This window comes from Kribbella sp. NPDC049174, assembly GCF_043197365.1.
Taxonomy (GTDB): domain Bacteria; phylum Actinomycetota; class Actinomycetes; order Propionibacteriales; family Kribbellaceae; genus Kribbella.
This window is the reverse complement of sequence record NZ_JBICSZ010000003.1, coordinates 105,455-129,662: the sequence shown is the minus strand read 5'-3', so window position 1 is coordinate 129,662 and position 24,208 is coordinate 105,455. Positions and strand designations below refer to the sequence as shown.

Sequence of the window (24,208 nt, the reverse complement as noted above, 5' to 3'; positions counted from 1 at the left end):
TTGCACTGTGTTTGACGGTACTGCGCGCTGGCGGATCGACCTGAGGTACGACGGAACGGCCTTCCACGGCTGGGCCCGTCAGGAAGGTCTCCGGACCGTGCAAGGCGTGCTGGAGGAGACCCTCCGCGTCGTATTGCGGCTGCCTGAGCCTGTGACGGTCACCTGCGCCGGCCGGACGGACACCGGCGTCCATGCTCGTGGTCAGGTCACCCATGTGGACGTCGAAGGCGCTGTAGAGCCGCTGAGGCTGCTCAGAAGCCTGAACGGCGTCCTACCCGAGGATGTGGCTGTCACAGCCGTCAGAGCGGCTCCAGAGGGCTTTGACGCCCGTTTCTCCGCTCTGGCCCGTCGCTACGTGTATCGCCTGTGTGACGACCCGGCAGGCTGGGACCCGCTCACACGGGGTCACGTACTGCGAGTGGGCCGCCCACTGGACGTGGACCGGATGAACGCCGCCGCAGCCGGACTGCTCGGCGAACACGACTTCGCGGCCTTCTGCAAGAAGCGAGAGGGGGCCAGCACGGTGCGGGCCCTGCTGGAGTACTCCTGGCAGCGGACGGGTGTGGGACAGCTGGAGGGCACAGTGATCGCCGATGCCTTCTGTCACTCGATGGTCCGGGCTCTGGTGGGTGCACTGATCCCGGTGGGGGACGGGCGACGTGACGTGAGCTGGCCGGCCGCCGTACTGGCTGGGAAAGTGCGGGACTCGGCTGTGTCTGTCCTGCCCGCCCACGGCCTCACACTGGAGGAAGTGCGCTACCCGGCCGACGACGAGCTGGCCGCACGGGCGCTGCAAGCCCGGCAGGTCAGGGGAGAGGTGCACCAGCGTGGCTGACCACTACTTCTCGGCGGAGCCCGGCTCGGCCGACGTACGCCGTACTGTCGAAGCCCGGATCTGGGGACGCGAGTACACGTTCACCACCGCGACCGGAGTGTTCTCCCGGGACCGCCTCGACATCGGTACGGCGGTCTTGCTGCGCGAGGTGGATCCGCCGGCCAAACCGGGCACGTTCCTGGACCTGGGAACCGGCTACGGCCCGATCGCGTGTGCACTGGCCGTGGAGGCGCCGGAGGCCGAGGTGTGGGCGGTCGACGTGAACACGCGGGCGCTGGAGCTGACCGCGGAGAACGCCAAGGCCGCCGGGGTCGCGGAGCGGGTGCACCCGGCGCTGCCGGACGACGTGCCGCCGGACGTGGTCTTCGACCAGATCTGGTCGAACCCGGCGATTCACATCGGCAAGCCCGAGCTGCACAAGATGCTGCTGCGCTGGCTGGCCCGTCTTGCCCCCGGCGGCGTGGCATGGTTCGTCGTCGGCAAGAACCTGGGCGGCGACTCGCTGCAACGCTGGCTGACCGAGCAGGGCTACCCCTGCGCGCGGGTCGGCAGCGCGAAGGGGTTCCGGGTACTGCGTGCAACGAACGCGGGTCCATCGCCGTCCTGAGGGTATGGAGGCAGCCTTGGCGGCAGCAGAGGCACGGACGGACTCGATCGACTTCGAGATCTGGGTCACCGAGAAGGCGGACGCGCTGCTGCGCTTCGCCTACGTCCTGACCGGGGACAAAGCCCTGGCCGAGGACGCGGTGCAGGACGCCCTGACGACCGCCTGTGCCCGCTGGAGCCGGGTGAGCCGCGCCGACGACCCCGAGGCCTACGTGAAACGCATGGTGGTGAACGCACACATCTCCTGGTGGCGTCGCTTCCGTCGCCGGGAGGCACCGGCCGCCGACCCGGTCCGGACCGGGCCACCGGCTCCGGACGGTGCCGCGGACAGAGCTGAGTCCGATGCCGTCTGGGCGCTGTGCTCGACGCTGCCGGACAAGCAGCGGGCAGCCGTCGTACTGCGCTTCTACGAGGAGCTCTCGTACGCCGAGATCGGTGCACTGCTGCACTGCGCGGAGGCGACTGCCCGGTCGCACGTACACCGAGCACTGGCAGCACTGAAGACCACGCTGAGCAAGGAAGGAGCCGAGGATGCCTGAGCACGAGTCTGAGCAGGAGCTCGGCCCCAAGATCGCCGACGCGTTCCAGCAGCAGGCCGACGCGGCCACTGGTCCGCGGGGCAGTGTGCTGGCCGCAGAGGCACGTCGGCGGGTCCGCAAGCGCCGGCAGGGGATGGTGATGGCCGCGGCGGCCGTAGTGGTGGCAGCGTCGATCGGAGGTGTCTGGAACGCGATCGGAGAGCCGTCGCCGATCGCATCGAGCGCCCAGGACAGCAGCAGCGAGAGTGCGGCCGGGTCGGGCTCGGAGTCCGGATCCCGCACGCCGGCGCTGGTGCCGCCGGCGGGGGATGCGGCGTGCCCAGCCGACCACCCGATCCTGGGAGCGGGGAACAACGCCGTACAGAGCGGGACCGGGCTGGACGTCGAGAAGCCGGTGTTCGGGCTGCAGGCGTGCCGCTACCGGCTCACGCCGGGTGCCACGATGCTGCTCGGTCAGCAGGCCTTCAACGCCGACGTCGCGCAGCAGGTCGTCGACGCGATCAAGGTGCTGCCGGAGCGGAATCCGGACTTGCCCGTGTTCAAGTGCACACCGCAGACCGCGCAGCCGTCCGAGGCGATCGTGCTGAGGTTCGACACGTCCACCGGCGTACGGGAGATCTGGGTCCAGTACGACGGCTGCGACTCGGCCGGCTTCTTCACAGGCTCACGCACCTTCGGTCTGTACGCCGCCCCACTCAAACTCTTCATGACCGGTCAGGTCCGCCCGCCCGGCGGCACCTACCTGGACGCTCTCAAGGACTGGTGACACTCACTCGACAGCCCGGCCAAGTTCTCGTCTGAACGGCAGCACAACGGCCGCGGCTGCGGCCGCTCCCGATGCCGCCGCGCCTGCTCCGGCCGCCGCGCCACCTGCACCTGCACCTGCACCTGCAGCCGTGCTGTGCCCCGTGTGCTCGCCCAGGAAGCGCTGCATGTCGGCAACCGCGGCGTACTGCGACCTGAGCTGGGGCAGCCGCCTGCCGACCTCACGGACTGCCCGTTGCGCGTGCTGCGCACCGATGTCGGCTGCTTGCTGGGGAGACATCTCGGCCGGTCGATCGTGTCCCTCGTACCTCGGCAACGCCCCGAGCCCGGACCGGAGCGGCTCGGCGAGCCTGGCCCGGAGCTCGGCGCGGTGCTCGGTGAGGTCACCCAGCCGGTGATCGATGACCAGGTCGGCCATCGCGGCGTACCGCTGCGCCATCGGGGTCCGGTGGATCACCGCCCGGACGTCGTCAGGGTGCTGCTCGGTGAGCTCGGCCAGGCCGTGCACCACGTCGTCCACCGCTTGGTTGTAGGCGGAGTACTCCGCCGCGGAGATGTGCAGGTCGAGGATCCGGGGCACAGCCCGGTCCATCCCGATGTCCCGGATGATGTCCATCTCGATCCGGACGGCCTCGGTGTCGGCGAGACCTTCCTCCAGCGCGATCTCCGCCGGCGACCCGTGCCAGACCGCGTCCGGCGCCTCCTCGTCGCCCGCGTCGGACAGGTGGTGGACGGCCTCGTGCACCGTCACGTACACCGCTTGCCGGGCTGCGACGATCTCGTCAGGAGTGAGTGGCGCCTGCGCGGTGTAGGCCCGCACGACCGGATCCAGGACGTTCTTCCGGGCAAGGATCAGCGGACCGTTCGCCACCGCCTTGCCACCGGACTGGTCGCTCGGCCCTTCGTAGAGCCGCCGGTCCCATCGTGACGTCCTGCCGGTACGACGTTCGACGGCCGCCACGACGCTCGACACCCACTCGTACTCCGGCGTTCCTGGCAGGACCTCCGCGCCGACACGGACCGAGAACCTCACGAGAACATCCTGTCGTCGCAGCAGGTCAGTCGACGGCTCGGCCCGGATTCCTCCGTGCGATGAGGTGCCGCGGGTCGGCCGGCGTACCCGGCAGCTGTGCGACCTGCCCGCTGTCTTCGCGGTGTGGCTGCCCCTGCGCCAAGAACTTCTGCAGATGCTCCACGCTCCCGACCTGAGGCTCCCGCGCGGCGGCCTGCTGGGTCTGCTCCTTCTGCCAGGCGAGGATCTGTTGTTCCCAGGTCTGTTCGACCGCTTGCGGCTGCTGCGCTGGTGAGCGTGAATGCGGTGAGGTCAGCACCTGGTCTAGCTCCGCCACCGCGAGCGCGCTGATCTCGGAGCCGCGCTGCTTCTGCGCGTCGGCGTCGAGGGATCCGTCCCGCTCGACCGTCAGCACCGGGGCGAACTTCTCCTGCAAGGTCCGCTCCAGCTGAGCGCGGAGCTCGGGCCGGTCACCCGTCCCGCCGTACCGGCCTTCGATGACGAGGTCCGCGATCACGCCGAACCGCTCGGTGGCCTTGGCCGCTTGGAGCCGGCGGACGACCTCCTCGTGCTGCCGGCCGCTCAAGGTGTCGACACCATCGACCAGCGTGGTGGTGGCCGATTGCAGGGCGGGGTAGGCGTCGACCGGCTTCTGGGTGAGCAACGTGGGGTGCTTGCCGGCCAGGTCCATGGCATGGATCACTTGGTGGACGTTCTGCTGGGCCCAGTTCTCCGCCAGGCCTTCCTCCAAGGCCAGTTCGGCGGCCGACAGCTGAACGGCACCGTCGGCGTTCTGCAGCTCGTGGCAGAGGTGCAAGCTCTCATGCGTCAGCGTGACGAGCGCGTCGCGGAGCTGGGACAGGTCGCTGTCGGTCAGCTGTTCGCCTGCGTAGGCGCGGCGCAGCGGGTGCAGCACGGTCGCGTCGCTGACACTCATCCCGCCGTCCGGACTGGCCGCCCCTTCGAGGCCACTGAGCTCGAAGTAGACGCGCTTGTTCCACCGGCTCTTCTGCCCGCTGGCCTCCGCGACGGCCTGAATGGCCGTCGCCACCCAGTGGTACTCCCGCGACCTGGGATCCAGCAGCGCGCCGCGCTTACCCGGCATCGGACGTCCCGCGCACGGTGTCCGGATGGACGCCTTTGGCCGTCACCATCGGGTCGCCCCGGTCTTCGTCCGCACAAACCTGACGATAACCGGTCGCCTGGTCCGGCCTTTGGCGGTCAGACTGGTGGGATGGGTCACGTGGATGTCGGTGGGGTCGGGTTCGAGTTGCCGGACGGTCGGGTGTTGCTGGACGACATCACGTTCCGGGTCGGGGACGGGGCCAAGGTCGCTCTGGTCGGGGCGAACGGGTCGGGGAAGACCACGCTGACCAGGATCATCGCGGGCGACCTGAAAGCACACAGCGGGAGTATCGCGCGGTCCGGCGGGCTCGGCGTGATGCGGCAGTTCGTCGGCTCGGTCCGGGACTCGTCCACTGTGCGCGACCTGCTGCTGTCGGTCGCACCGGAGGCGATCCAGACCGCCGCCGCCAAGCTGGACAAGGCCGAGCTGGCGATGATGGAGGCCGACGACGAGAAGACCCAGCTCAAGTACGCGCAGGCCGTGTCCGACTGGGGTGAGGTCGGCGGGTACGACGCTGAGGTCCTCTGGGACGTCTGTACGACGGCCGCACTCGGCATACCGTTCGACCGCTGTCGCTGGCGCGAGGTGAAGACCCTGTCCGGTGGTGAGCAGAAGCGTCTGGTCCTGGAGGCCCTGCTCCGCGGTCCGGACGAGGTCCTGATGCTCGACGAGCCGGACAACTACCTCGACGTCCCCGGGAAGCGCTGGCTGGAGGAGCAGCTCCGCGGCACCGACAAGACGGTGCTCTACATCAGCCACGACCGTGAGCTGCTGGCCAACACCGCTACCCGGATCGTCACGGTGGAGCTCGGTGCCGCCGGCAACACGGTGTGGACGCACGGTGGCGGCTTCAAGACGTACCACGAGGCCAGGCAGCACCGGTTCGAGCGGTTCGAGGAGTTGCGGAAGCGCTGGGACGAGGAGCACGCGAAGCTCCGCGCGCAGATGCTGATGTACAAGCAGAAGGCGGCGTACAACTCCGACATGGCGTCGCGCTACCGGGCCGCGCAGACCCGGCTGCGCAAGTTCGAGGAGGCCGGTCCGCCGCAGGCGATCCCGCGCGAGCAGAAGGTCAGCATGCGGCTCACCGGCGGACGCACCGGCAAGCGTGCGGTGGTGTGCACCGGTGTGGAGCTGACCGGTCTGATGAAGCCCTTCGACCTGGAGGTCTGGTACGGCGAACGCGTCGCCGTACTGGGGTCCAACGGGTCCGGCAAGTCGCACTTCCTGCGGCTGCTCGCCAACGGTGGCTCCGACCCCGATGTCGAGCACCGGCCGGTCGGCGACGTACAGATCGCTCCGGTGGTGCACACCGGCAACGCGAAGCTGGGCGCACGGGTGCGACCGGGCTGGTTCGCGCAGACGCATGAGCACCCGGAGCTGGTCGGCCGGACGCTGCTGGAGATCCTGCACCGGGGTGACGACCACCGGGAGGGCATGGGGCGCGAGTTGGCCTCGCGGAAGCTGGACCGGTACGAGCTGGCGCATGCGGCGGAGCAGACGTTCGACAGCCTCTCCGGTGGTCAGCAGGCCCGGTTCCAGATCCTCCTGCTCGAGCTGTCCGGGGCCACGCTCCTCCTGCTCGACGAGCCCACCGACAACCTCGACGTCGAGTCAGCCGAGGCCCTGGAGGATGGCCTCGACTCCTTCGACGGCACCGTGCTCGCGGTGACGCACGACCGCTGGTTCGCCCGAGGCTTCGACCGCTACCTGGTCTTCGGCGCTGACGGCTCGGTCTACGAGTCCAATGAGCCGGTCTGGGACGAGGGTCGCGTCGAACGCGCTCGTTAGGGGCTGACGCACCAGCCGTCGCGGTAGGCGGCCCAGTGGTCCGGGGTGGCGGTGAAGTCGACGTACATGGCCAGGCCGAAGTTCTGGCGGTTCGAGGTGCCTAGGGCGAGCCGGGCACCTCGGACCGCTGCGCTGACGGTCTCCGCGTGGCCCCAGTGGGACGGGTTGCTCTCCCAGTAGGCGGGCAGGCCCATCAGCAGGTCCGTCGCTGCCGGAGTCGCCTCCAGCGCGAGTTTGGTCTGCTGCTCGACATAGCCGCCGTACAAGGACTCCAACGGCATCGCGGTGTCGTAGGACATCACAGCGATCTGTTCGACCCGGCGCGCCACCTCGGCGAAATAGTCCTGCGACCACCACTTGGCCTCGCCGGTCAGGGCCAGTGGGAGCGCGTTGACGTGCCAGAGCGGCTCGAGCTGCGCTGCCGCGACGGATAGCGGTACGCCGCGCTCGGCCGTCAGCAGATGCGTTTCGTCCAGTACGGCGAGGAACCCGGCCGACCCGGACTGCACCGGCTCGAAGTCGAAGTGGATGCCCTGAAACCCCTGGTCGAGTACGGCGGCCGACGACGCCACGACCCGCGTCCGCACGGCCGGGTCGGCCAGATCCATCCCCGGGTTCTTCCCCGGCTGCACGATGTCGCCCAGCCACGCCTGCACGCGGACGTCGGGCGCGGCGGCCCGCATTGCCGACGTGAACCAACGTGCCCGCGGTGATACCTTCGCCAGCGGCAACGTGCCGTCATGTTCCAACGGGCCCGCGTGGACATAGAGATCCCGGATCCCCGTGTCAGCGAGCTGACGGGCCAGCGCGGTCACGTCCGCCTCGGTCTTCCGCCCGTCCACCCAGGCGTGGCCCAGCCATAGTGCGTCGTTGTCCCGCGTCCGCGCCTCGGCGGCCGGCTCACCGACGTACCGCACCCGTAGCGACACCGCATACGCGCCCAGCGGCACCGGCACGAGCAGTACGAAGGCGAGCACCAGCACCATCACGACTCGGCGCTTACGAGACCAGTTCTTCCAGCGCCGCCTCACGGACGAGGCCGCAGACCGTCGAAGAGCATCCCGAGCATCCGCTCGCGGTTCTCCGGCTCGAGCCCGACCGCAGTCGCTCCCCGGGACGCGCCGATCAGCAGCGCGTAGACCTCGGTCAGCCCGGCGTCCCGCCGGACGACGCCTTCCTCCTGAGCCCGGGTCAGGAGAGTGTTGAACGCCTCCCGCAGCCCGCTGCCCGCCTTCTTCGCGTCCGCGCCGGCGACCGAGCCGGCCGCGGTGAGCGCCTCGGCGATCGCCAGCTTCGACGCCGACTCCGACACCACCTGGGTGAAGAAGCCGAAGAACGCCTCGCCCGGAAAGTTGCTGTCGGCAAGCTCGATGGCCCGGTCGCGGAGCCGCTCGAGGCGCAGGGTGAGTACCGCTTCGAGCAGTTCGGTCTTGGTGGGGAAGTGCCGGAACACGGTCGCGATGCCGACACCGGCCAGTTTCGCCACGTCATCGGTGGACGCGCTCGGGGACCGGCCGAACACCTCGTCCGCCGCGGTCATGATCCTGGCCCGGTTGTCCCGCGCGTCTGCTCGCACCCTGCTCCCCTCTTGGCGATCCGGCTCAGCGTCGTCTCTCAGCCTAGGAGACGCCGCGACCCGGCAATGGGTTGTAAACGAAGTCGGCGCTCCGTATATTCGGAGTCGCTACTCCGTTTATCCGAGAGGAACCCGATGACTCCCGAAGAGGTCTTCCTGAAACTCGTCCACGGTGTCGCCGATCGCGACTTCGACGCGCTCCCGGCGCTGTACGCCGAGCAGACCGACGTACGCCATCCGATGAACCCGTACGGCGACCATCCGCTGCTCAGCCGGGACGCCCTGCGCGAGCACTTCGGCCTGAACGCGCCGCGGGTGGCCGGGACGATCCGGTTCCAGCCGGACAACATCCGGATCCATCACACCGCCGACCCGGAGGTGATCGTCGCCGAGTTCGACTACGCCGGGACTGTGATCGCGACGGGGGAGCCGTTCACCGCACCGTGCGTGTTCGTCCTGCGCGTCCGGGACGGGCTGATCGTCGAGTCCCGCGACTACATCGACCACGTGGCGATGAGCCGGGCCCGCGGTCAGCTCGACCAGTTGGTCGCGAATCTCAAGGAACCGGCGAGCGCCCCGGCCGCGTCGTAGTCAGCAGAGGCGCCGGATGGCCCCGGACCGAGGCAACTGAGCCCGCCCGGGGCCATCTCCAATGCTCAAGGGTCACGCCCGCAGCCGCAGTGGCGACGCGGCCAGGGCCTTCGCGGCGATCACCAGTCCGGCGGCCGCCAGCACGATGTCCTTCAGCACGTACTGCGCTTCCAGCGTCGGCGTCCCGGGGAACAGGTCGCCGAAGAACAGCACCAGCGGCGACATGATCCCGACCAGCGAGAGGCCGAGCACCAGCAGCCCGGTCCGCAGGAACTTCCCGGTGACCAGGGTCAGCCCGATGAAGCACTCCATCAGCGCGGTCAGCAGGACCGCGTTCCGCCCGTCGATGATGCCGAGGGTGAGCGTGTCGATGGTGCGCATCACCAGCGCCTCGGCCGGGCTCGCCCCCGGGAAGAACTTGAGGACGCCGAATCCGAGGAAGACCAGCCCGAGGCTGACCCGAAGGATGTCGACACTGTGCCGGCCGAGCAGTCCGGCGATGCGGTTTCCCTTGTAGATCAAGGCATTCATGATGGTTTCTCCCTGTCGCGATCGATGTGTCAACAGCGTCGCGAAAACCACCCACTCACCGCGTCGGCCCGACGAGGGCACTCCGCCTACCCCGGCTGCGGTAGTCCGCCGTACTCCCTTAGCCCCGTACGACGTACTCCTCAGGGGGACCCTTAGGCCGTATGGATCACTCCAGCAGTCGGCCGTCGAGCTTCATCCGCCGGACCGTGGTCTCCGGGAACCGCCCGCGGTCGCGCACGTCCGGACACGGCTCGACCGTCAGGTCCCGTCGCTCGATCCGCGCGACCTGGGCGATCAAGGCGTCCCGCAGGTCGGCAGCGAGTTCCTGGTGGCCGGCGCTGTCGATCAGGTTGTTCAGCTCGTACGGGTCGGCGGTCAGGTCGTACAAGGCCCGCTCGACGTACTGATCGGACGCGGGCTCGTCACCCACCTCCGGCGCGTGGACGTAGTACTTCCACCGGTCCGTCCGCAGCGCCCGGCCCACCTCCGACTCGCTCACCTGGATCAGCACACCGTCGCTGGACGTCCGTTCACGCAGGGGTACGCCGTCCAGATGGTCCGGCAACTCGATCCCTGCCGCGTCGAGCACCGTTGGTACGACGTCCACGGTGCTGACCGGTACGCCGACGCGCCTACCACCGCGGTAACCAGGGCCCTCCACGACCAGGGGAACTCTGACCGACCCGTCGTGCGGTGAGCGCTTGTACTCGCTGTTCCGCGTCTTGAAGTGGGAGCCGTGGTCCGACGTGTAGACGACCAGAGTGTCGTCCAGCAGGTCCAGACTGACCAGTGCGTCACGGAGCCGCCCGAGGCACTCGTCGACTCGCTTGATCTGGCCGTAGTACCCGGCGGCGTGCTGGTGCGCCGTACCGGGCAGTGTGGCGAGGTCCGGTGGCAACCACGCGCCGTTGTAGGTGTCCCGGTAGACGGCGGGGGCGGGGTAGTCGTCGTGCTCGTTCTGGTGGTGCGGCTCGATCAGCGACAGGAACAGCATGAACGGCCGCTCATCTGCCGAAGCCCTGGCGACGAACCGGATCGCCGCATCGGTCAACGCGTCCGGCCGGTAGCCGGGCAGGCGGACGGGTTCGCCGCCGCGGTCGTAGACGACGGTCCGGTACGCGTCGGAGGTGAACTCGAGCAGGTTCGAGCCCAACCAGAAGTCGTAGCCGCCTTGTTCGGCGACCGGAACGGGGTCTTGGGTGCCGAGGTGCCACTTGCCGATGTAGCCGGTCTGGTAGCCCGCCGTACCGAACAGCCGGCCGAGCGTCGGCGCGTCCGTGGGCAGCGGCACGTTGTTGCGGTAGACGCCGGTGTTCGTCGGGTACATGCCCGTCTGCATCGCGGCGCGGGCCGGTGCACACACGGGATTGGTTGTGCACGCGGTCTCGAACATGGTGCCGTGGCGGGCCATCAGGTCGAGGTTGGGAGTCAGGCCGAGCGGACACCCGGCCGCGCCGACGGTGTCCCAGCGCTGCTGGTCGGTGAAGAAGACGATCACGTTAGGGCGCATCAAGGGGCTCCGTGAGTTATTTGATTCCGGACAGCGCGATGCCCTCGACCAGGAACTTCTGCGTGATCACGAAGAACAACGCGGTCGGGACGAACAGCAGCAGCGCGCCGGCCGCGGTCAGATTCCACTGGGTGAAGTACTCCTGGTTGAACAGCGTCAACCCGATCGGCAGGGTGCGCATCTCGGTCCGGCTGGTGGCGATCAACGGCCAGAGGAACTCGTTCCACTGGAAGACGAAGGTGAACAGGCCGAGCACCGCCAGCGCGGGTTTGCACTGCGGCAGGATCACCCGCAGGTAGATGCGGAACTCGCCGGCGCCGTCCACCCGGGCCGCCTCGATCAGCTCGTCCGGCAGCGGCCGGATGAACTGCCGCATCAGAAAGATGCCGTAGGCATCCATCAGGAACGGCACGATCAGCCCCTGGTAGGTGTCGATCCAGCCCAGGTTGGCGAAGATCGCGTAGATCGGCAGCATCCGGACGAAGAACGGCACCATCAGCGTGGACAGCACCGCGACGAACGCGATCCGCTTGCCCGGGAACTCCATCTTCGCGAACACGTACCCGACCAGCGGGTCGAAGACCAGGTGCGCGATCGTGATCGCCCCGGCCATCACGAAGCTGTTCACGAAGAACCGCCCGAACGGCGCCGACTCGAACAGCCGGGTGAAGTTCCCCCACTGCAGCTCAGCCGGCCACAGCACCGGACCACCCGACTGCACCTCGGCATCGCTCTGCAACGCCAGCACGATCATGTACAACAACGGCAGCACGGTGACGAGCCCGAGCACCACCAGTACGACGTACGCCACCAAGCGGTCACCGGGGAACAGCCGCTCACGCATTGGCCCGGTCTCCGATCCGCAACTGCAGCAGTGAAAGCACCAGTACGACGAGCAGGAGCAGGACCGACAACGCCGACGCGTAGCCGAAGTCGTTGTCGTTGAACGCGACGATGAACAGCCGATGGGCATAGAGCGAGGTCGCGTTCCCGGGCCCGCCGCCGGTCACGATGTACGGCAGCGCGAACTGCTGCAACGTGCTGATCAATCCGATGATCGAAACGAACAGCGTCGTCGGGGCGAGCAACGGCAGCGTGATCGCGAAGAACCGCCGCCACGGACCGGCGCCGTCGATCCGCGCGGCCTCGTAGTACAGGCCCGGGATCCCCTGCAGACCGGCCAGGAACAGGACCATCGTGTAGCCCGCGCCGGACCAGACCGTGATGCCGACGATCGTCGCCAGTGGGTGCGTACTCAGCCAGGTCTGACCGGGCAGGCCGAGGGACTCGAGCAGCCGGTTGAGGATGCCGACCTGCGGATCGAGGATGTTCCGCCACAGCAGCCCGACGATCGAGACCGACGTCAGATAGGGGATCAGCAGCACCGAGCGGAACAGCGTGCGCCCCGGCAGCGCCTGGTTCAGGATCACGGCCAGTCCGAGGCCCACCGCCGTACCGACGATCAGAGTCCCGGCGGCGTACAACAAGGTGATCAGGAACGAGTGGATCACTTCGGGATCGCTCAGGGCGCGACTGAAGTTGTCCAGGCCGACGAACGAGACGCCGTCGGCGTCGTACAGGCCGGTCATCAGCTGGTTGCCGATCGGGAGGAAGAACAACAGCACGAAGAACAGCACCGCCGGAGAGAGGAAGAGCCATGCGGTCGCCGCCTGACGCCGACGGGTCACAGGGCGGCCCCGGCCTGTTTGCGGAAGTCGGCCAGCGTCTGCTCGACCGGCGCGTGCTGGATGATCATCTGCTGGTAGGCCTTCTTCCACAGCTCGGTGATCTGGGCGGCCTTACCGCTGGCGGACAGCGCGACGTCCTGCTTGGCCACCACCGCGAGAGCCTTGGCGATCGTGCCCAGATCGGGGTCCGCGGCGACGGCCGGATCGGCGGCCCAGCTCTTCCGCGGCATCGACATCCCGGCCTCCTTGGTGGCGGCCAGTTCGGTCTTCACCGCGGTCAGCTTGGTCAGCAGCTCCCAGGACAGCTTGGGGTCCCTGGCCTTGGCCGGGATCATCAGGCCGGCGCCTGCCATCGACGAAGCCTGGACCGCCCCGGTCAGCGGTACGGCGAGCCCGAGTTCGATGTCCGGGCTGCCCTGCCGGATCGGGCCGATGTCCCACGGCCCGGACACGAACATCGCCGCCCGCTTGGCCGAGAACAGCTTCTGCGGACCGGAGTAGTCGGTCGTCGCGACCGGTGCGGGGGAGACCTTGTGGGTGAAGATCAGGTCCTGCATGTACTGCAACGCGGTCCGCGCTCCGTCGGCCGGCACCATGAACTGCTTGCCGGCGACCTGGCTGAAGTCCACTCCCTGCTGGCTGTAGAACGGCGCGCTGTAGCTGGCGTCGGCGTTGAGCGCCGTACCGGAGACCTTGTCCCTGGTCGCCGACCTGGCGATGTCGAGGAACTCGTCCCATGTGGTCGGCGGCTTGGCGACCATCGCCTTGTTGTAGAAGACGAGCCCGTTCGCGGTCAGGTGGAGCGGGATCGAGTACGTCTTGCCCTCGTACTGCCGGGCGACCACGGCCTGGTCGATGAAGTCGCCGGGGAAGCCGAACGCCTGGTCCGCGGCGGCGAACTCGTCCAGCGCCAGCACGTTGCCGGCCAGCCCGTACTGCGTCCCGGTCCCGGCGGACACCTCCTCGACCAGATCCGGCACGTTCCCGGACCGGAAGTCCGCGGTCAGCTTGGTGGTCAGATCCGGCCACTGGAACTTCTGCCAGTTCATCTCCAGGTCGTGATCCTTGCCGAACTGGTCGATCACGTCCTTGTAGGCCTGATAACCGTGGCCGGCGTTCCAGTAGATGGTGAACGTCCGGGCGTCCTGCTTCTTCGCCGCCGGGGTGGCCGGCGAGCAGGCCGTGCCGACCGCGCCGAGGACGGTGGCACCGAGCCCGAGCTGGAGGAACGAGCGGCGGTCGAGAGAGGGCATGGCGAAACCTTTCCGAACGGCTTCCGAAGGGTGGGGTGTGGCTTCCGTAGGTGGGGTACGGCGGAGGGCTGGGCGGAGTGGGTACGGCGGAGGGCTGGGGCGGAGGGCTGGGGCGGAGGGCTGGGGCGGAGCGGCGGAGGGCTAGGCGGACACGCGGCGGTTCAGGACCCAGGGCATGGACAGCTTCCGGGCCGGCAGCGTGGGATCGTCGATACGCGCGAACAGCGCCTCGACCATCTCGGTGAAGTCCAGTTGGTACATGCCGACGCTGGTCAGCGGCGGTGACGAGTAGGTCGCTTCCAGGGTGTTGCCGGTGCCGATCACGGCGAGGTCGTCCGGCACCTTGAACCCACGGTCGACCGCCGCCTGCAGTGCGGCGAACGCGCCCCGGTCCGACTCCGACACGAGCGCGTCCGGTGGTTTCGGTGACTCAAGCAGGTCGCGGACCACGACGACCGCCTCCTCCCGCGAGGCCGCCCCGATCCGGACCAGCCCCGAATCGACGTCGAGCCCGCGCGCTTGCAGGGCGTCGACGTACCCCAGGTACCGGTCGTCGTTGCGCGCGGCGTGGGACAGAAAAGCGATCCGCTCCCGACCTGCGTCGAGGAGGTATGTGGTGGCTTCCGCGACGGCTTGCCGGACGTTGTTGCGTACGACGTCCACACCTTTGAGGTCCAGGTGGTCGCTGAAGGCCAGCAACGCGCGGGTGGATCGCCGGGCCGCGGTCAGATCCAGGTCGTCGCTGAGGCCGGGCGTGAAGATGGCAGCGTCCACATGGCCGCGGGTGATGACGCGCAACGACTGGGCGGCGCGGTCGAGGCGCCGTACTGGGACTCCGATCACGGAGTAGCCGTGCGCGGCGGCGATGTCCTCGCACTCCATCGTCAGCCGGTCCAGCCAGGGGCCAACCGGTGGGGCGTAGACCAGCGCGATCAGCTCGGACCGCTGCCGGCGCAGGCTCCGGGCGGCGGTATTGCCCTTGTACCCGAGCTGCCGGGCAGCCTCCTCGACCCTTCTCCGTGTCGGCTCCGGCAACGGGGTCGTCCGGTCCGCCCGCCCACTCAACACATACGAACAGGTCGCCACCGAAACCCCGGCGGCAGCAGCCACATCCCGAAGCGTCGTACGGCCTTCCCTGGTCATGGTGAAAGCATTAACCTGACCCCAAGACCCGGTCAATACCCATAAGTTGGTTAATTCACTACACATTAACCAACCACCCGGAGAAGCCGCAAAGGACACCGCCTTCGGCGGCGGCTGTTCCTTTGGCCGCCTCCTTCGGCGCGCAGACCGGTGACCCGGCCGGGTGTGGTGGGCGGACCGGGTGTGGATCGGACAACCTGCAGACGACTGTGGTGCCCGAGAGCCGTCTCAGGCGTGGCAGCCGAGGGCAGCCAGAAGCGCAGTCGCCGGAGGGCTTCCTTCGGGGGCCTTAGGCAACTGGGGGCTGGTAGGGCGGGCCGTTGGTGCCCGGGTGGCGGCCGTCGGTGTCCGTGAAGGCGTAGTGCTGGCCGAGTTCGGCTGATCGCACTACCTGGCCCGTGAGGCGCATGGCTGTGGGGTCGGCGGCTAGGGCTGCGACGGCTCGGCCGATGAACTGGGGGGATTCTGAGTCGGAGAGGTCGAAGTGTTCGGCTGCTCGGAGGACTGACTCGGTTCGGACGAGGCCTGGGTATAGGGACACAGCGGTTACGCCGTGGTCGCGGAGGTCGTGGGCCATGCAGGCGATCATGCGGTCGGTGGCGGCTTTCGCTACGCCGTAGGGGACGCCGGCGTCGTCCTTGTCCGCGGCGTCGGAGGAGACGTTGACGATCAGCCCTGAGCGTTGGGCGACCATCGTCGGCGCGGCCGCCACGCTGGTGACGTAGTGGGCTCGGACCCCGGCCTGGAACATCGCGTCCCAGCGGTCGATCGGCACCGTCCAGAAGCCGGCCTCGACCCAGAACTCCGTGCCGTCCCAGAAGTGCTCGTAGCCGCCCCAGACGTTGTTCACCAGTACGTCGAGGCGGCCGGTCTCCGTCACCACTCGCGCGACGGCCCTCCTCGTTTGCTCGTCGTCGCGGTGGTCGCACGCGATCGCTATCCCGTGCCCGCCAAGGGCCGTCACTTCCGCGGCGGTCTCCTGCACGTTGCCGTCCAGCGGCGTCGTCGGCGCGCCGCCGGCCACGGTCCTGCCTGTGACGTAGACGGTCGCTCCCTGCTCACCGAGCCCGAGAGCGATCCCCTTCCCCACACCGCGACTCGCTCCGGTGACGAGCGCGACCTTCCCCTCCAGCATGCCCATCCACCGAAGCTAACCGCTCCCAGAAGTTAACGCCGCCCCCTGGCTCGCAGATGTCCGCATCGGTTGTCTACAAGGCGCTGACGGATGCCAGGCGGCTGCACCCTGACGTGCCGACCGCTTGGTGTGAGAACCTCCGCGACGGCCGGACCGGCGCCCGGCTGCTCGAAATGGGTTCAGGCCGGCTCCGCTCATCGCGGTGCTGGGGAGAAGGTTGGGAGGCTCGCGGTTGGTCGGCCTCCCCGCTGGTCGCGGTTGGCGGTCAAGAGTCGGCCGAGAGCAGGTGAGTGCTTCTGATGCGATCACCCGCCAGGTGTCCAGGTTGGTTCCGCCGATTGCGGTTGGCCGGGTCTGGGGTTCGCGCCTGCCGCCGGAGGCGGCCAGAGGAACTGTCGCCGCCGAAGGTGGTGTCCTTTACCTGAAACGCAAACGGCCCCTCCGCGAGGGAGGGGCCGTTCGGGCTGTGGGTCAGCGGTCGCCCATGGGGACGTATTGGACGCCGCGTTCGCCGGTGTAGATCTGCTTGGGGCGGGCGATCTTCTGGTCGGTGTCGCCCAGCATCTCCAGCCACTGCGCCAGCCAGCCCGAGGTCCGCGGGATGGCGAACAGCACGGTGAACATCTCCGGCGGGAACTGCAGGGCCTCGTAGATCAGGCCGGAGTAGAAGTCGACGTTCGGGTAGAGCTTGCGGGAGACGAAGTACTCGTCCTCCAGCGCGATCTTCTCCAGCTCGACGGCGATCTTCAGCAGCGGGTTGATGCCCGTCACCTCGAACACGTCGTCGGCGGCCTTCTTGATGATCTTGGCCCGCGGGTCGTAGTTCTTGTAGACCCGGTGGCCGAAGCCCATCAGCCGCTCGTCGCCGTTCTTCACGCCCTCGATGAACGACGGGACGTTGTCGACCGAGCCGACCCGGCGGAGCATCTTCAGGACCGCCTCGTTGGCGCCGCCGTGCAGCGGGCCGTAGAGCGCGCCGATGCCGCCGGCGACCGCCGTGTACGGGTCGACCTGGGTGGAGCCGATCGCCCGGACCGCGTTGGTTGAGGCGTTCTGCTCGTGGTCGGCGTGCAGGATGAACAGGATCTCGAGCGCCCGCACCAGCCGGTCGTCGGCGGCGTACTTGGGCTCGCTCATCTTGAACAGCATGGACAGGAAGTTCGCCGTGTAGCTGAGCTCGTTGTCCGGGTACACGTACGGTTTGCCCTGGGCGTGCCGGAACGCGAACGCACCCAGCGTCGGCATCTTCGCGATCAGCCGCCGGATCTGCAGCGCCCGGGACTCCTCGTCGAAGATGTTGCGCGACTCGGGGTAGAAGGTGGACAGCGCCCCGACCGAGGCAGCCAGCATGCCCATCGGGTGCGCGTCGTACCGGAAGCCCTGCATGAAGGTCTTCAGGTTCTCGTGCACGAACGTGTGATACGTCACGTCGTGCGCCCAGGCCTCGTACTCCGCCTTGTTCGGCAGCTTGCCGTTCACCAGCAGGTAAGCCACCTCGAGGTAGTTCGACTGCTCGGCGAGCTGCTCGATCGGGTACCCGCGGTACTCCAGGATGCCCTTGTCGCCGTCGATGAAGGTGACGGACGATCGGCAGGAGGCGGTGTTGACGAACCCGGGGTCGTAGGTGGCCAGGCCACCGTCGCCGTCGGATGCGCTGATCTGCTTGAGATCGGCGGCACGGATGGTGCCATCGGTGATGGCAAGGTCGAAGTCCTTGCCGGTCCGGTTGTCCCGGACGGTGAGCGACTGATCGGTCACAATGCCCTCTTCGGAAGCTGGCGTCATCGCCTGGTGAGTGAGGGTTATCGTCAGCCGGCGGGACGCGGATCGGACTGCAATCTTCACCGCTAAACTAGTGCTGTCGGGGTCTGCTTCCAAGCCGGGGTCCCCGGCGGGGATTTGCTCGCTTTGACCCGGGGCGGACACCGCCGGTATTCTGGGCTGCTGTTGTGCGTTCCAGGTCCCAGCCCCGTCGGCGGACCATTCGCCGACGTACCAGTTTTGTCAACCTCTGAGAAACGAAGGTCAACGACCGTGCGCACGTACAGCCCGAAGCCTGCTGACGTCACCCGTGAGTGGCACGTGATCGACGCCACCGACGTCACGCTCGGTCGGCTCGCCGTCCAGATCGCCACCCTGCTGCGTGGCAAGCACAAGCCTACGTTCGCGCCGCACGTGGACGGCGGTGACTTCGTCGTCGTCGTCAACGCGTCCAAGGTCGCGCTGTCCGGCACCAAGCGGACGGACAAGCTGGCGTACCGCCACTCGGGTCACCCGGGTGGTCTGACGGCCACGCCGATCGGCGAGATCCTCGACAAGGACCCTCGCAAGGCCGTCGAGAAGGCTGTCTGGGGCATGCTGCCGAAGAACCGCCTGAGCCGGAAGCTGCTCACCAAGCTGAAGGTGTACGCCGGTCCGGAGCACCCGCACACCGCCCAGCAGCCGAAGCCGTTCGAGATCACCCAGATCGCCCAGTAAGCGATCGACGAGCCAGGTAAACGAGGATTCCCAGCGTGAGCGACATCACCACCGAGACCGAAGCGTTCGACCCCGAGGTCCCCATCGACAACGAGGGCCCGGTCGCCTACACCTCCGAGACGAACCCGACTCCGGAGCAGCGCGCCGAGACGGGTCGGGTCGCGGTGATCAACCCCGCCGGCGCCACCGGCCGCCGCAAGGAGGCCGTCGCCCGCGTCCGCCTCGTGCCCGGCACCGGTCAGTGGACCGTCAACGGCAAGCCGCTGGACGTCTACTTCCCGAACAAGGTCCACCAGCAGCACGTGAACGAGCCGTTCGTCGTCGCGGGCCTGGAGGGCTCGTACGACGTGATCGCCCGGATCAACGGCGGTGGCATCACCGGCCAGGCCGGTGCGCTGCAGCTGGGTGTGGCCCGCTGCCTGAACGCCGCCGACCAGGAGGCGAACCGGCCGGGGCTGAAGAAGGCCGGTCTGCTCACCCGCGACGCGCGGATCAAGGAGCGGAAGAAGGCTGGTCTCAAGAAGGCCCGCAAGGCGCCGCAGTACAGCAAGCGCTGATCACCTGATGGGTCGTTTGTTCGGCACGGACGGAGTCCGTGGCCTGGCGAACGTGGACCTGACCGCGGAGCTGGCGCTCGACCTCTCGGTCGCGGCAGCTCACGTACTCGGCGAGGCCGGTGCCTTCGAAGGGCACCGGCCACGCGCCGTTGTGGGGCGGGATCCACGGGCCAGTGGTGAGTTCCTGGAAGCCGCCGTGGTGGCCGGTCTGGCCAGCGCCGGCGTCGATGTGGTCCGGCTCGGCGTACTGCCGACCCCGGCCGTGGCCTACCTGACCGGCTCGACCGGCGCCGATCTCGGTGTGATGCTGTCCGCCAGCCACAACCCGATGCCGGACAACGGCATCAAGTTCCTGGCCCGCGGCGGGATCAAGCTGGACGATGCGATCGAGGACGCGATCGAGGCCCGGATGGGCGAGGAGTGGCAGCGTCCCACCGGTGCCGCCGTCGGCCGGGTGTTCGACGACGGGCAGGGCTTCGAGACATATGTCTCGCACCTGGTCCGGTCCGCGCCGAACCGGTTCGACGGGGTCAAGGTCGTGATCGACTGCGCCAACGGCGCGGCCTCGCAGACCGCGCCGGAGGCTCTGCGCCGGCTCGGTGCCGAGGTGATCACGTACGCCGCCGCACCCGACGGACTGAACATCAACCTCGACTGCGGTTCCACCCACCTGGAGGGGCTGCAGCGCGAGGTGCTCGGCCACCGCGCCGACCTCGGTATCGCGCTCGACGGCGACGCGGACCGCTGCCTGGCCGTCGACGCCAACGGCGAACTGGTGGACGGCGACCAGATCCTCGCCATCCTGGCGCTGGCGATGCGTGACAGTGGCCGGTTGTCCAACGACACCGTGGTCGCCACCGTGATGAGCAACCTCGGCTTCGTCCAGGCGATGGTCCGGGAGCGGATCGCGGTCGAGCAGACCAAGGTCGGCGACCGGTACGTGCTGGAGGCAATGAAGGCCGGCGGTCACAAGCTCGGCGGTGAGCAGTCCGGGCACGTGATCCTGTCCGACCACGCCACCACCGGGGACGGCACGCTGACCGCGGTCATGCTGCTCGCCCGGATCGCCCAGACCGGCAAGACGCTGAGCGATCTGGCCGGCGCGATGTCGCGGCTCCCGCAGGTGCTGGTCAACGTCAAGGACGTGGACAAGTCCCGCGCCGGCACCGACCCGGCCGTCCAGGCCGCCGTTGCCGAAGCCACCGCCCGCCTGGGTGACACCGGCCGCGTCCTCCTCCGCCCGTCGGGCACGGAGCCGCTGGTCCGGGTCATGGTCGAAGCGGAGTCCTCGGACACCGCCGACGAGATCGCCCACTCCCTGGCCGACGTGGTCGCCAGCTCACTGAAGCTCTGAGATGTTCCGACAAGTACGCCGGGAGAAGGTTTCTCCCGGCGTACTTGCGTTTCTAGCCGGTCAGCCTGATCCCCGCGCGGATGGCCCAGCGGCGGCCGGAGCGCAGATGCGCCACGAACGCTCGCTGCAGCGTCGTCTGCTGCGGAATCCGGGCGAGATCCTCGGCCGCGATCGACGTCTCCGGCGGTGCCACCTGCAGGCCGAGGCGCATCATCTCGCGATCGCCCTCGTGCGGATCCTCCGACGGCAGCTCCGGGAGCAGGGTGAATCGGCGCTGGAAAGCACGACTAGGAAACCGAGATGTCTACCGACGGGCGGAGCTTGGCGGCTTCGGTCAGGGCTGCGTGCGTGGGGTTGTCGAGGAAGCTGTTGATGAGTGCCGGATCGGCGGGCGCGTCCAGGGCGGGAAGGGCGATCTGCTCGTACGACGCCTGGAAACGCGGGCCCCAGCGGCGGGTGCCGAGGCGGGCGGTGCGGGAGCAGTTGTCGATCATGTAGGCCACGTCGCGGGCGTGCATATACGGCAGCAGCGAGTCGACCGCCTCGATGATCGACTCGTTGACGATCTCGGACCAGGGGTGGCCGCGGTCGGCGAACTCGTCGACCTGGGCGACCATTGTGGCCACGAAGAGGCCCGCGGTCAGTGGGTCGATCTCCGCCGGCGTCGTACCGCGGCGGGCGTGGACCTCGGCGCCGTACGACCACATCGGGCTGCCGCCGATCCGGGACATCGGCCGGGTGGCGAGGCGGTGCTCGGCCAGGATCACGCTGCGCAGTTCGGTGCCGTCGGCAACTTCGTCGTAGATCTCGGCGACGAGCTCGCGGGCGGGTCCGTAGGCGGCGGTGTAGGCGCGGTCGAACAGGTCCCGGCCGTCGCCGGTCAGCGCGGCGCGGACGGCGGGCAGGCCGGCCGCGGAGATGGTGCGCGCGATCGGGCCGGTGATCGATTCGGTCGAACGCTCGTACGCCGTGACCGGATCGGCACCGTCGAGCCGGAAGTGTCGGTAAAGGGCCTCGACCAGGCCGTGGACCGCGCCGAGCAGGATGGCACGTTCACCGACAATGTCGGACTTGTACTCGTTCTCCAGCGTGGTCGCGAACGTGTACGGCGACCCCAGCCCGACGGACCAGGCCAGCGCGCGGTCGGTCGCGTGACCGTCCGGATCGGCATGGACGGCGATACTCGCGTTGATGCCGGCACCGTTCACGGTCGCGCCCTGCTCGTACAGGCGTCGTACCGAATCGCCCATGCCCTTGGGGCAGACCGCGATCACCGGGTGGCCGGCGGGGAAGTCGCCGCCGACGGCCCTCAGATGACCCAGCAGGAAGCCGTGCGACAGACCGATCGTGGCGCCGGGCTCGAGCACCGCGAAGATCTTCTCGTGCTCGGCGGCCAGCGCGGCGTCGGCGATCAGCAGGATCACCAGGTCGGAGGCCGCGGCCACGGTCGCCAAGTCGCCGAGGGTGCCGTCCTCCTCGGTGAATCCGTGCTTGCGCGCGTCGTCCGCCGAGGCCGACCCCGGACGCAGGCCGACGGACACGGTCACGTCGGTGCCGGCCAGCGAGTCGCGCAGGTTCTGGGCCTGGGCGCGTCCCTGCGGTCCCCAGCCGAGGACGCCGATCCGCCGGACGCCGTGCAACGCCTGTGGCAGCAACGGGAACAGGTCCCGGCCGCCGCGCAAGATGGTCTCCGTTCCGCCCGGAACGGTCATGGTCTCGGTGCGGAAGACCGACGAGGTGAAGGTGCTCATGCCGTTCAGTTAAGGTCGAGCGCGAGTGTTGCAGCAAGCGCAACATCTGCACCGGGCCGTTGCGGAGAATGGAATATGGAGCATCGGGAGCTGGAGCTGTTCCTGCACCTGGCGCGCACCCTGAACTACGGGCGCACCAGCCTGGAGTGTCATGTCAGCGCGGCGACGCTGACCAGAACGATCCAGCGGCTGGAGGTGCGAGCGGGTGCGCGGCTGCTCGACCGCGGTCCGCGCGGCGTCGTCCTCACCGCGGACGGTCAGCGCTTCACGTCGTACGCCGAACGGGCTTTGGCGCTCTGGGAGGACTACCACGCGGGTACAGGCGAGGCGACCGACCTGGTGGGGGAGCTGCGCATCTTCGCCACTGTGACCGCCTGCCAGGCCTTGCTGCCCGACTTGCTCGCGCCGCTGCGGGTTGCCCATCCGCAGATCCGGCTCGACGTTCGGACCGGCGACGCGGCGGCGGCATTGGCGCGGCTCGACGAAGGTGAGGTGGACGCCGCTGTCGCAGGCATTCCGAAGCGCCTGCCGCAGACCTTGGTGACTCGCACGGTGGCCGTCACCGACCTCGTGCTGGTTGCAGCTGACCAATCCACAGTTGACGGGCCGTTCGTCGTACCGGCTCGTGGTCTGGTGCGGGAAGCCGCCTTTCGATGGTTCCGTCGCAAAGGCATCAAGCCGGTCATCGCCGCCGAACCGGACGGCCACGAAGCGCTCCTGGCTCTCGTAGCACTCGGCTGCGGCACCGGGATCGTGCCGCGTCTGGTCCTGGAGTCCTCGCCATCGGCCGACCGGCTGACCGAGCTACCCGCCGACCTCGAGCCGCTCACCATCGGCCTCTGCGCCCGCCGCGCCGACCTCCGCCGCCCCCTGATCGCCGCCCTCTGGGGGCTGGATCAGCGGGGTGGGCCGGTGGTGGCGCCGGGGTAGAGCTTGGCTGGGACGAGTTGGGGCGGGAGGGGGTCGGCGCCGTCCAGTTGCCGGATGAGGGCTTCGGTGCCGAGGTGGCCGAGCTCGGGGCCCGGGGTTCGCATGATGGTCAGCGCAGGGTTGGTGAGGGCCGCCATCTCCGGGGCCATCAGCAACGGCAGGACCGAGATGTCGTCGGGGACGCGGAGGCCGAGGCGGTTCAGGCCGGCGACGGCGCCGAGAGCGGCGAATTCGTTGACGATCAGGACGGCGGTCGTGTCCGGGTGATCGCGGACGAGGCGGGCCATGGCTTCCTGGCCGGCCAGGGTGGAGCCGGAGCATTCCAGTACGACGGTTTCGAGGCCGTACTCCGGGGCGACCCGGCGGTAGGCGGCTTCGGAGCGGACATAGGGGCCGTAGGTGCTGAACAGCGGATCGTTGAGGTTGCCCGAGATCAGCGCCAGCCGCCGGTGCCCGAGGCCGTGCAGGTAGCCGATCGCGTCCTCGACGGTTCGGTCGAAGTCGATGTCGACATGGGACAGGCCCTCCAGTTCGCTCGTTCGCCCGATCAGGGCGAACGGCGTACCGGTCCCCTGCAGGACCGCCACGCGTGGGTCGTCCAGTTGGACCTCCATCAGCACGACGCCGTCGACGAGGCCCTGGCCGACCAGTTCGGTCAGTTCGCTGCCGTCGTTGCCGACCGGCCAGAGGACCAGGTGGTAGTCCTGTTTGCGCGCCGCGTCCGCGGCGCTGGTGAAGAACTCGGCGGCCGAGAAGCCGAACTTGTGGTCCAGCGCCGGGTAGGCCATCGCGATGATGTGCGTCCGCCGGCTGGCCAGCGCGCGAGCCACCACGTTGCGCTGGTAGCCCAGGTCGGCCATCGACTTCTCGACCCGCGCCCGGGTCGCCGCGGTGACCGGCTTGGTGCCGTTCAGCACGAAGGAGACGGTCGCGATCGACACGCCCGCGCGGTGCGCGACGTCCCGCATGTTCACCATCGCAGCGAACCTCCTCTGAACTCTTGACAGCAGTGTGACCTGAGGAACATAGTCCTTGGA

Annotated in this window: 24 protein-coding genes and 1 pseudogene; 10 read left to right on the top strand and 15 right to left on the bottom strand. The window is 68.7% G+C overall.

Going from position 1 to position 24,208, the window contains the following annotated elements; genetic code table 11:
• Positions 1–7: 7 nt before the first annotated feature.
• Genes truA through ACGFIF_RS17810 form a run of 4 tightly spaced genes read left to right on the top strand, consistent with a single transcriptional unit; the run spans position 8 to position 2,746 of the window.
• A complete protein-coding gene (gene truA / locus ACGFIF_RS17825; RefSeq protein WP_393155659.1) occupies positions 8–835 on the top strand; it encodes a tRNA pseudouridine(38-40) synthase TruA in 828 nt (275 codons plus the stop codon).
• Positions 828–1,442: a class I SAM-dependent methyltransferase gene (locus ACGFIF_RS17820; RefSeq protein WP_393155658.1), complete on the top strand. Its 615-nt coding sequence runs from the start codon at positions 828–830 to the stop codon at positions 1,440–1,442. The genes truA and ACGFIF_RS17820 overlap by 8 nt, the downstream gene beginning before the upstream one ends.
• Before the next feature lie 16 nt (positions 1,443–1,458).
• Positions 1,459–1,980, top strand: coding sequence for a SigE family RNA polymerase sigma factor (locus ACGFIF_RS17815; RefSeq protein ID WP_393155656.1), 522 nt, complete (start codon positions 1,459–1,461; stop codon positions 1,978–1,980).
• Entirely contained in the window at positions 1,973–2,746 is a 774-nt protein-coding gene (locus tag ACGFIF_RS17810; protein ID WP_393155655.1) for a hypothetical protein, read from the top strand. Before ACGFIF_RS17815 ends, ACGFIF_RS17810 begins: the two co-directional genes overlap by 8 nt.
• A 3-nt stretch (positions 2,747–2,749) precedes the next feature.
• On the opposite strand, the gene ACGFIF_RS17805 is transcribed toward ACGFIF_RS17810, so the two are convergent.
• The gene (locus tag ACGFIF_RS17805; RefSeq protein ID WP_393155653.1) at positions 2,750–3,778 is read right to left on the bottom strand and encodes a hypothetical protein; all 1,029 of its coding nucleotides are present in this window, start codon (positions 3,776–3,778) and stop codon (positions 2,750–2,752) included.
• Between the two features lie 25 nt (positions 3,779–3,803).
• A complete protein-coding gene (locus tag ACGFIF_RS17800; protein ID WP_393155652.1) occupies positions 3,804–4,862 on the bottom strand; it encodes a hypothetical protein in 1,059 nt (352 codons plus the stop codon).
• 129 nt (positions 4,863–4,991) lie between these two features.
• Between ACGFIF_RS17800 and ACGFIF_RS17795 the strand changes: the two genes are divergently transcribed.
• On the top strand, positions 4,992–6,674 hold the full coding sequence (locus tag ACGFIF_RS17795; protein ID WP_393155650.1) for an ABC-F family ATP-binding cassette domain-containing protein: 1,683 nt from the start codon (positions 4,992–4,994) through the stop codon (positions 6,672–6,674).
• Here the strand turns inward: ACGFIF_RS17795 and ACGFIF_RS17790 are convergent.
• Together ACGFIF_RS17790 and ACGFIF_RS17785 are read right to left on the bottom strand one after the other, a co-directional pair.
• Positions 6,671–7,660 (bottom strand): hypothetical protein, encoded by a 990-nt coding sequence (locus ACGFIF_RS17790; protein WP_393156787.1) that lies wholly within the window; start codon positions 7,658–7,660, stop codon positions 6,671–6,673. The two genes, ACGFIF_RS17795 and ACGFIF_RS17790, sit on opposite strands and share 4 nt — an antisense overlap.
• 41 nt (positions 7,661–7,701) lie before the next feature.
• Positions 7,702–8,250 (bottom strand): TetR/AcrR family transcriptional regulator, encoded by a 549-nt coding sequence (locus ACGFIF_RS17785; protein WP_393155648.1) that lies wholly within the window; start codon positions 8,248–8,250, stop codon positions 7,702–7,704.
• A 135-nt stretch (positions 8,251–8,385) separates the two neighbouring features.
• Between ACGFIF_RS17785 and ACGFIF_RS17780 the strand changes: the two genes are divergently transcribed.
• On the top strand, positions 8,386–8,841 hold the full coding sequence (locus ACGFIF_RS17780) for a nuclear transport factor 2 family protein (protein WP_393155647.1): 456 nt from the start codon (positions 8,386–8,388) through the stop codon (positions 8,839–8,841).
• Between the two features lie 72 nt (positions 8,842–8,913).
• Here ACGFIF_RS17780 and ACGFIF_RS17775 read toward each other — a convergent pair whose 3' ends face one another.
• The 8 genes from ACGFIF_RS17775 to ACGFIF_RS17740 all read right to left on the bottom strand — a co-directional run bounded on the left by ACGFIF_RS17775 (position 8,914) and on the right by ACGFIF_RS17740 (position 17,859).
• Positions 8,914–9,372, bottom strand: coding sequence for a DoxX family protein (locus ACGFIF_RS17775; RefSeq protein ID WP_393155646.1), 459 nt, complete (start codon positions 9,370–9,372; stop codon positions 8,914–8,916).
• A 166-nt stretch (positions 9,373–9,538) separates the two neighbouring features.
• Positions 9,539–10,882, bottom strand: a complete 1,344-nt coding sequence (locus ACGFIF_RS17770; RefSeq protein ID WP_393155645.1) for a sulfatase-like hydrolase/transferase — start codon at positions 10,880–10,882, stop codon at positions 9,539–9,541.
• A gap of 16 nt (positions 10,883–10,898) precedes the next feature.
• Entirely contained in the window at positions 10,899–11,726 is an 828-nt protein-coding gene (locus ACGFIF_RS17765) for a carbohydrate ABC transporter permease (protein ID WP_393155644.1), read from the bottom strand.
• Positions 11,719–12,570, bottom strand: coding sequence for a carbohydrate ABC transporter permease (locus tag ACGFIF_RS17760; protein ID WP_393155643.1), 852 nt, complete (start codon positions 12,568–12,570; stop codon positions 11,719–11,721). The genes ACGFIF_RS17765 and ACGFIF_RS17760 overlap by 8 nt, the downstream gene beginning before the upstream one ends.
• Positions 12,567–13,823 carry an ABC transporter substrate-binding protein gene (locus tag ACGFIF_RS17755; protein WP_393155641.1) on the bottom strand — a complete coding sequence of 419 codons (1,257 nt, stop codon included), beginning with the start codon at positions 13,821–13,823 and terminating at the stop codon, positions 12,567–12,569. The genes ACGFIF_RS17760 and ACGFIF_RS17755 overlap by 4 nt, the downstream gene beginning before the upstream one ends.
• Before the next feature lie 141 nt (positions 13,824–13,964).
• Positions 13,965–14,966 (bottom strand): LacI family DNA-binding transcriptional regulator, encoded by a 1,002-nt coding sequence (locus ACGFIF_RS17750; protein ID WP_393155640.1) that lies wholly within the window; start codon positions 14,964–14,966, stop codon positions 13,965–13,967.
• A 289-nt stretch (positions 14,967–15,255) separates the two neighbouring features.
• A complete protein-coding gene (locus tag ACGFIF_RS17745) occupies positions 15,256–16,107 on the bottom strand; it encodes an SDR family NAD(P)-dependent oxidoreductase (protein ID WP_393155639.1) in 852 nt (283 codons plus the stop codon).
• Positions 16,108–16,572: 465 nt separating this feature from the next.
• Positions 16,573–17,859, bottom strand: a complete 1,287-nt coding sequence (locus tag ACGFIF_RS17740; protein ID WP_337003707.1) for a citrate synthase — start codon at positions 17,857–17,859, stop codon at positions 16,573–16,575.
• A gap of 276 nt (positions 17,860–18,135) precedes the next feature.
• Here ACGFIF_RS17740 and rplM point away from each other — a divergent pair, with 276 nt between their 5' ends.
• From rplM to glmM, 3 genes are read left to right on the top strand one after another with little or no spacing between them, the layout of a single operon-like run.
• Positions 18,136–18,579, top strand: a complete 444-nt coding sequence (rplM, locus tag ACGFIF_RS17735) for a 50S ribosomal protein L13 (protein ID WP_131286311.1) — start codon at positions 18,136–18,138, stop codon at positions 18,577–18,579.
• Positions 18,580–18,614: 35 nt separating this feature from the next.
• Positions 18,615–19,136 (top strand): 30S ribosomal protein S9, encoded by a 522-nt coding sequence (gene rpsI / locus ACGFIF_RS17730; protein WP_393155638.1) that lies wholly within the window; start codon positions 18,615–18,617, stop codon positions 19,134–19,136.
• 7 nt (positions 19,137–19,143) lie between these two features.
• Complete coding sequence (glmM, locus tag ACGFIF_RS17725) at positions 19,144–20,490, top strand: phosphoglucosamine mutase (protein ID WP_393155637.1); 1,347 nt, start codon at positions 19,144–19,146, stop codon at positions 20,488–20,490.
• A 52-nt stretch (positions 20,491–20,542) separates the two neighbouring features.
• Here glmM and ACGFIF_RS17720 read toward each other — a convergent pair.
• Both ACGFIF_RS17720 and ACGFIF_RS17715 read right to left on the bottom strand, forming a co-directional pair.
• Positions 20,543–20,761, bottom strand: a pseudogene (locus tag ACGFIF_RS17720) (hypothetical protein); the annotation flags it as partial.
• A 16-nt stretch (positions 20,762–20,777) separates the two neighbouring features.
• Positions 20,778–22,241: a ketol-acid reductoisomerase gene (locus tag ACGFIF_RS17715; protein WP_393155636.1), complete on the bottom strand. Its 1,464-nt coding sequence runs from the start codon at positions 22,239–22,241 to the stop codon at positions 20,778–20,780.
• A 75-nt stretch (positions 22,242–22,316) separates the two neighbouring features.
• Between ACGFIF_RS17715 and ilvY the strand changes: the two genes are divergently transcribed.
• On the top strand, positions 22,317–23,171 hold the full coding sequence (ilvY, locus tag ACGFIF_RS17710) for an HTH-type transcriptional activator IlvY (protein WP_393155634.1): 855 nt from the start codon (positions 22,317–22,319) through the stop codon (positions 23,169–23,171).
• Here ilvY and ACGFIF_RS17705 read toward each other — a convergent pair.
• Positions 23,138–24,148, bottom strand: coding sequence for a LacI family DNA-binding transcriptional regulator (locus ACGFIF_RS17705; protein WP_393155632.1), 1,011 nt, complete (start codon positions 24,146–24,148; stop codon positions 23,138–23,140). The two genes, ilvY and ACGFIF_RS17705, sit on opposite strands and share 34 nt — an antisense overlap.
• Positions 24,149–24,208: the final 60 nt, after the last annotated feature.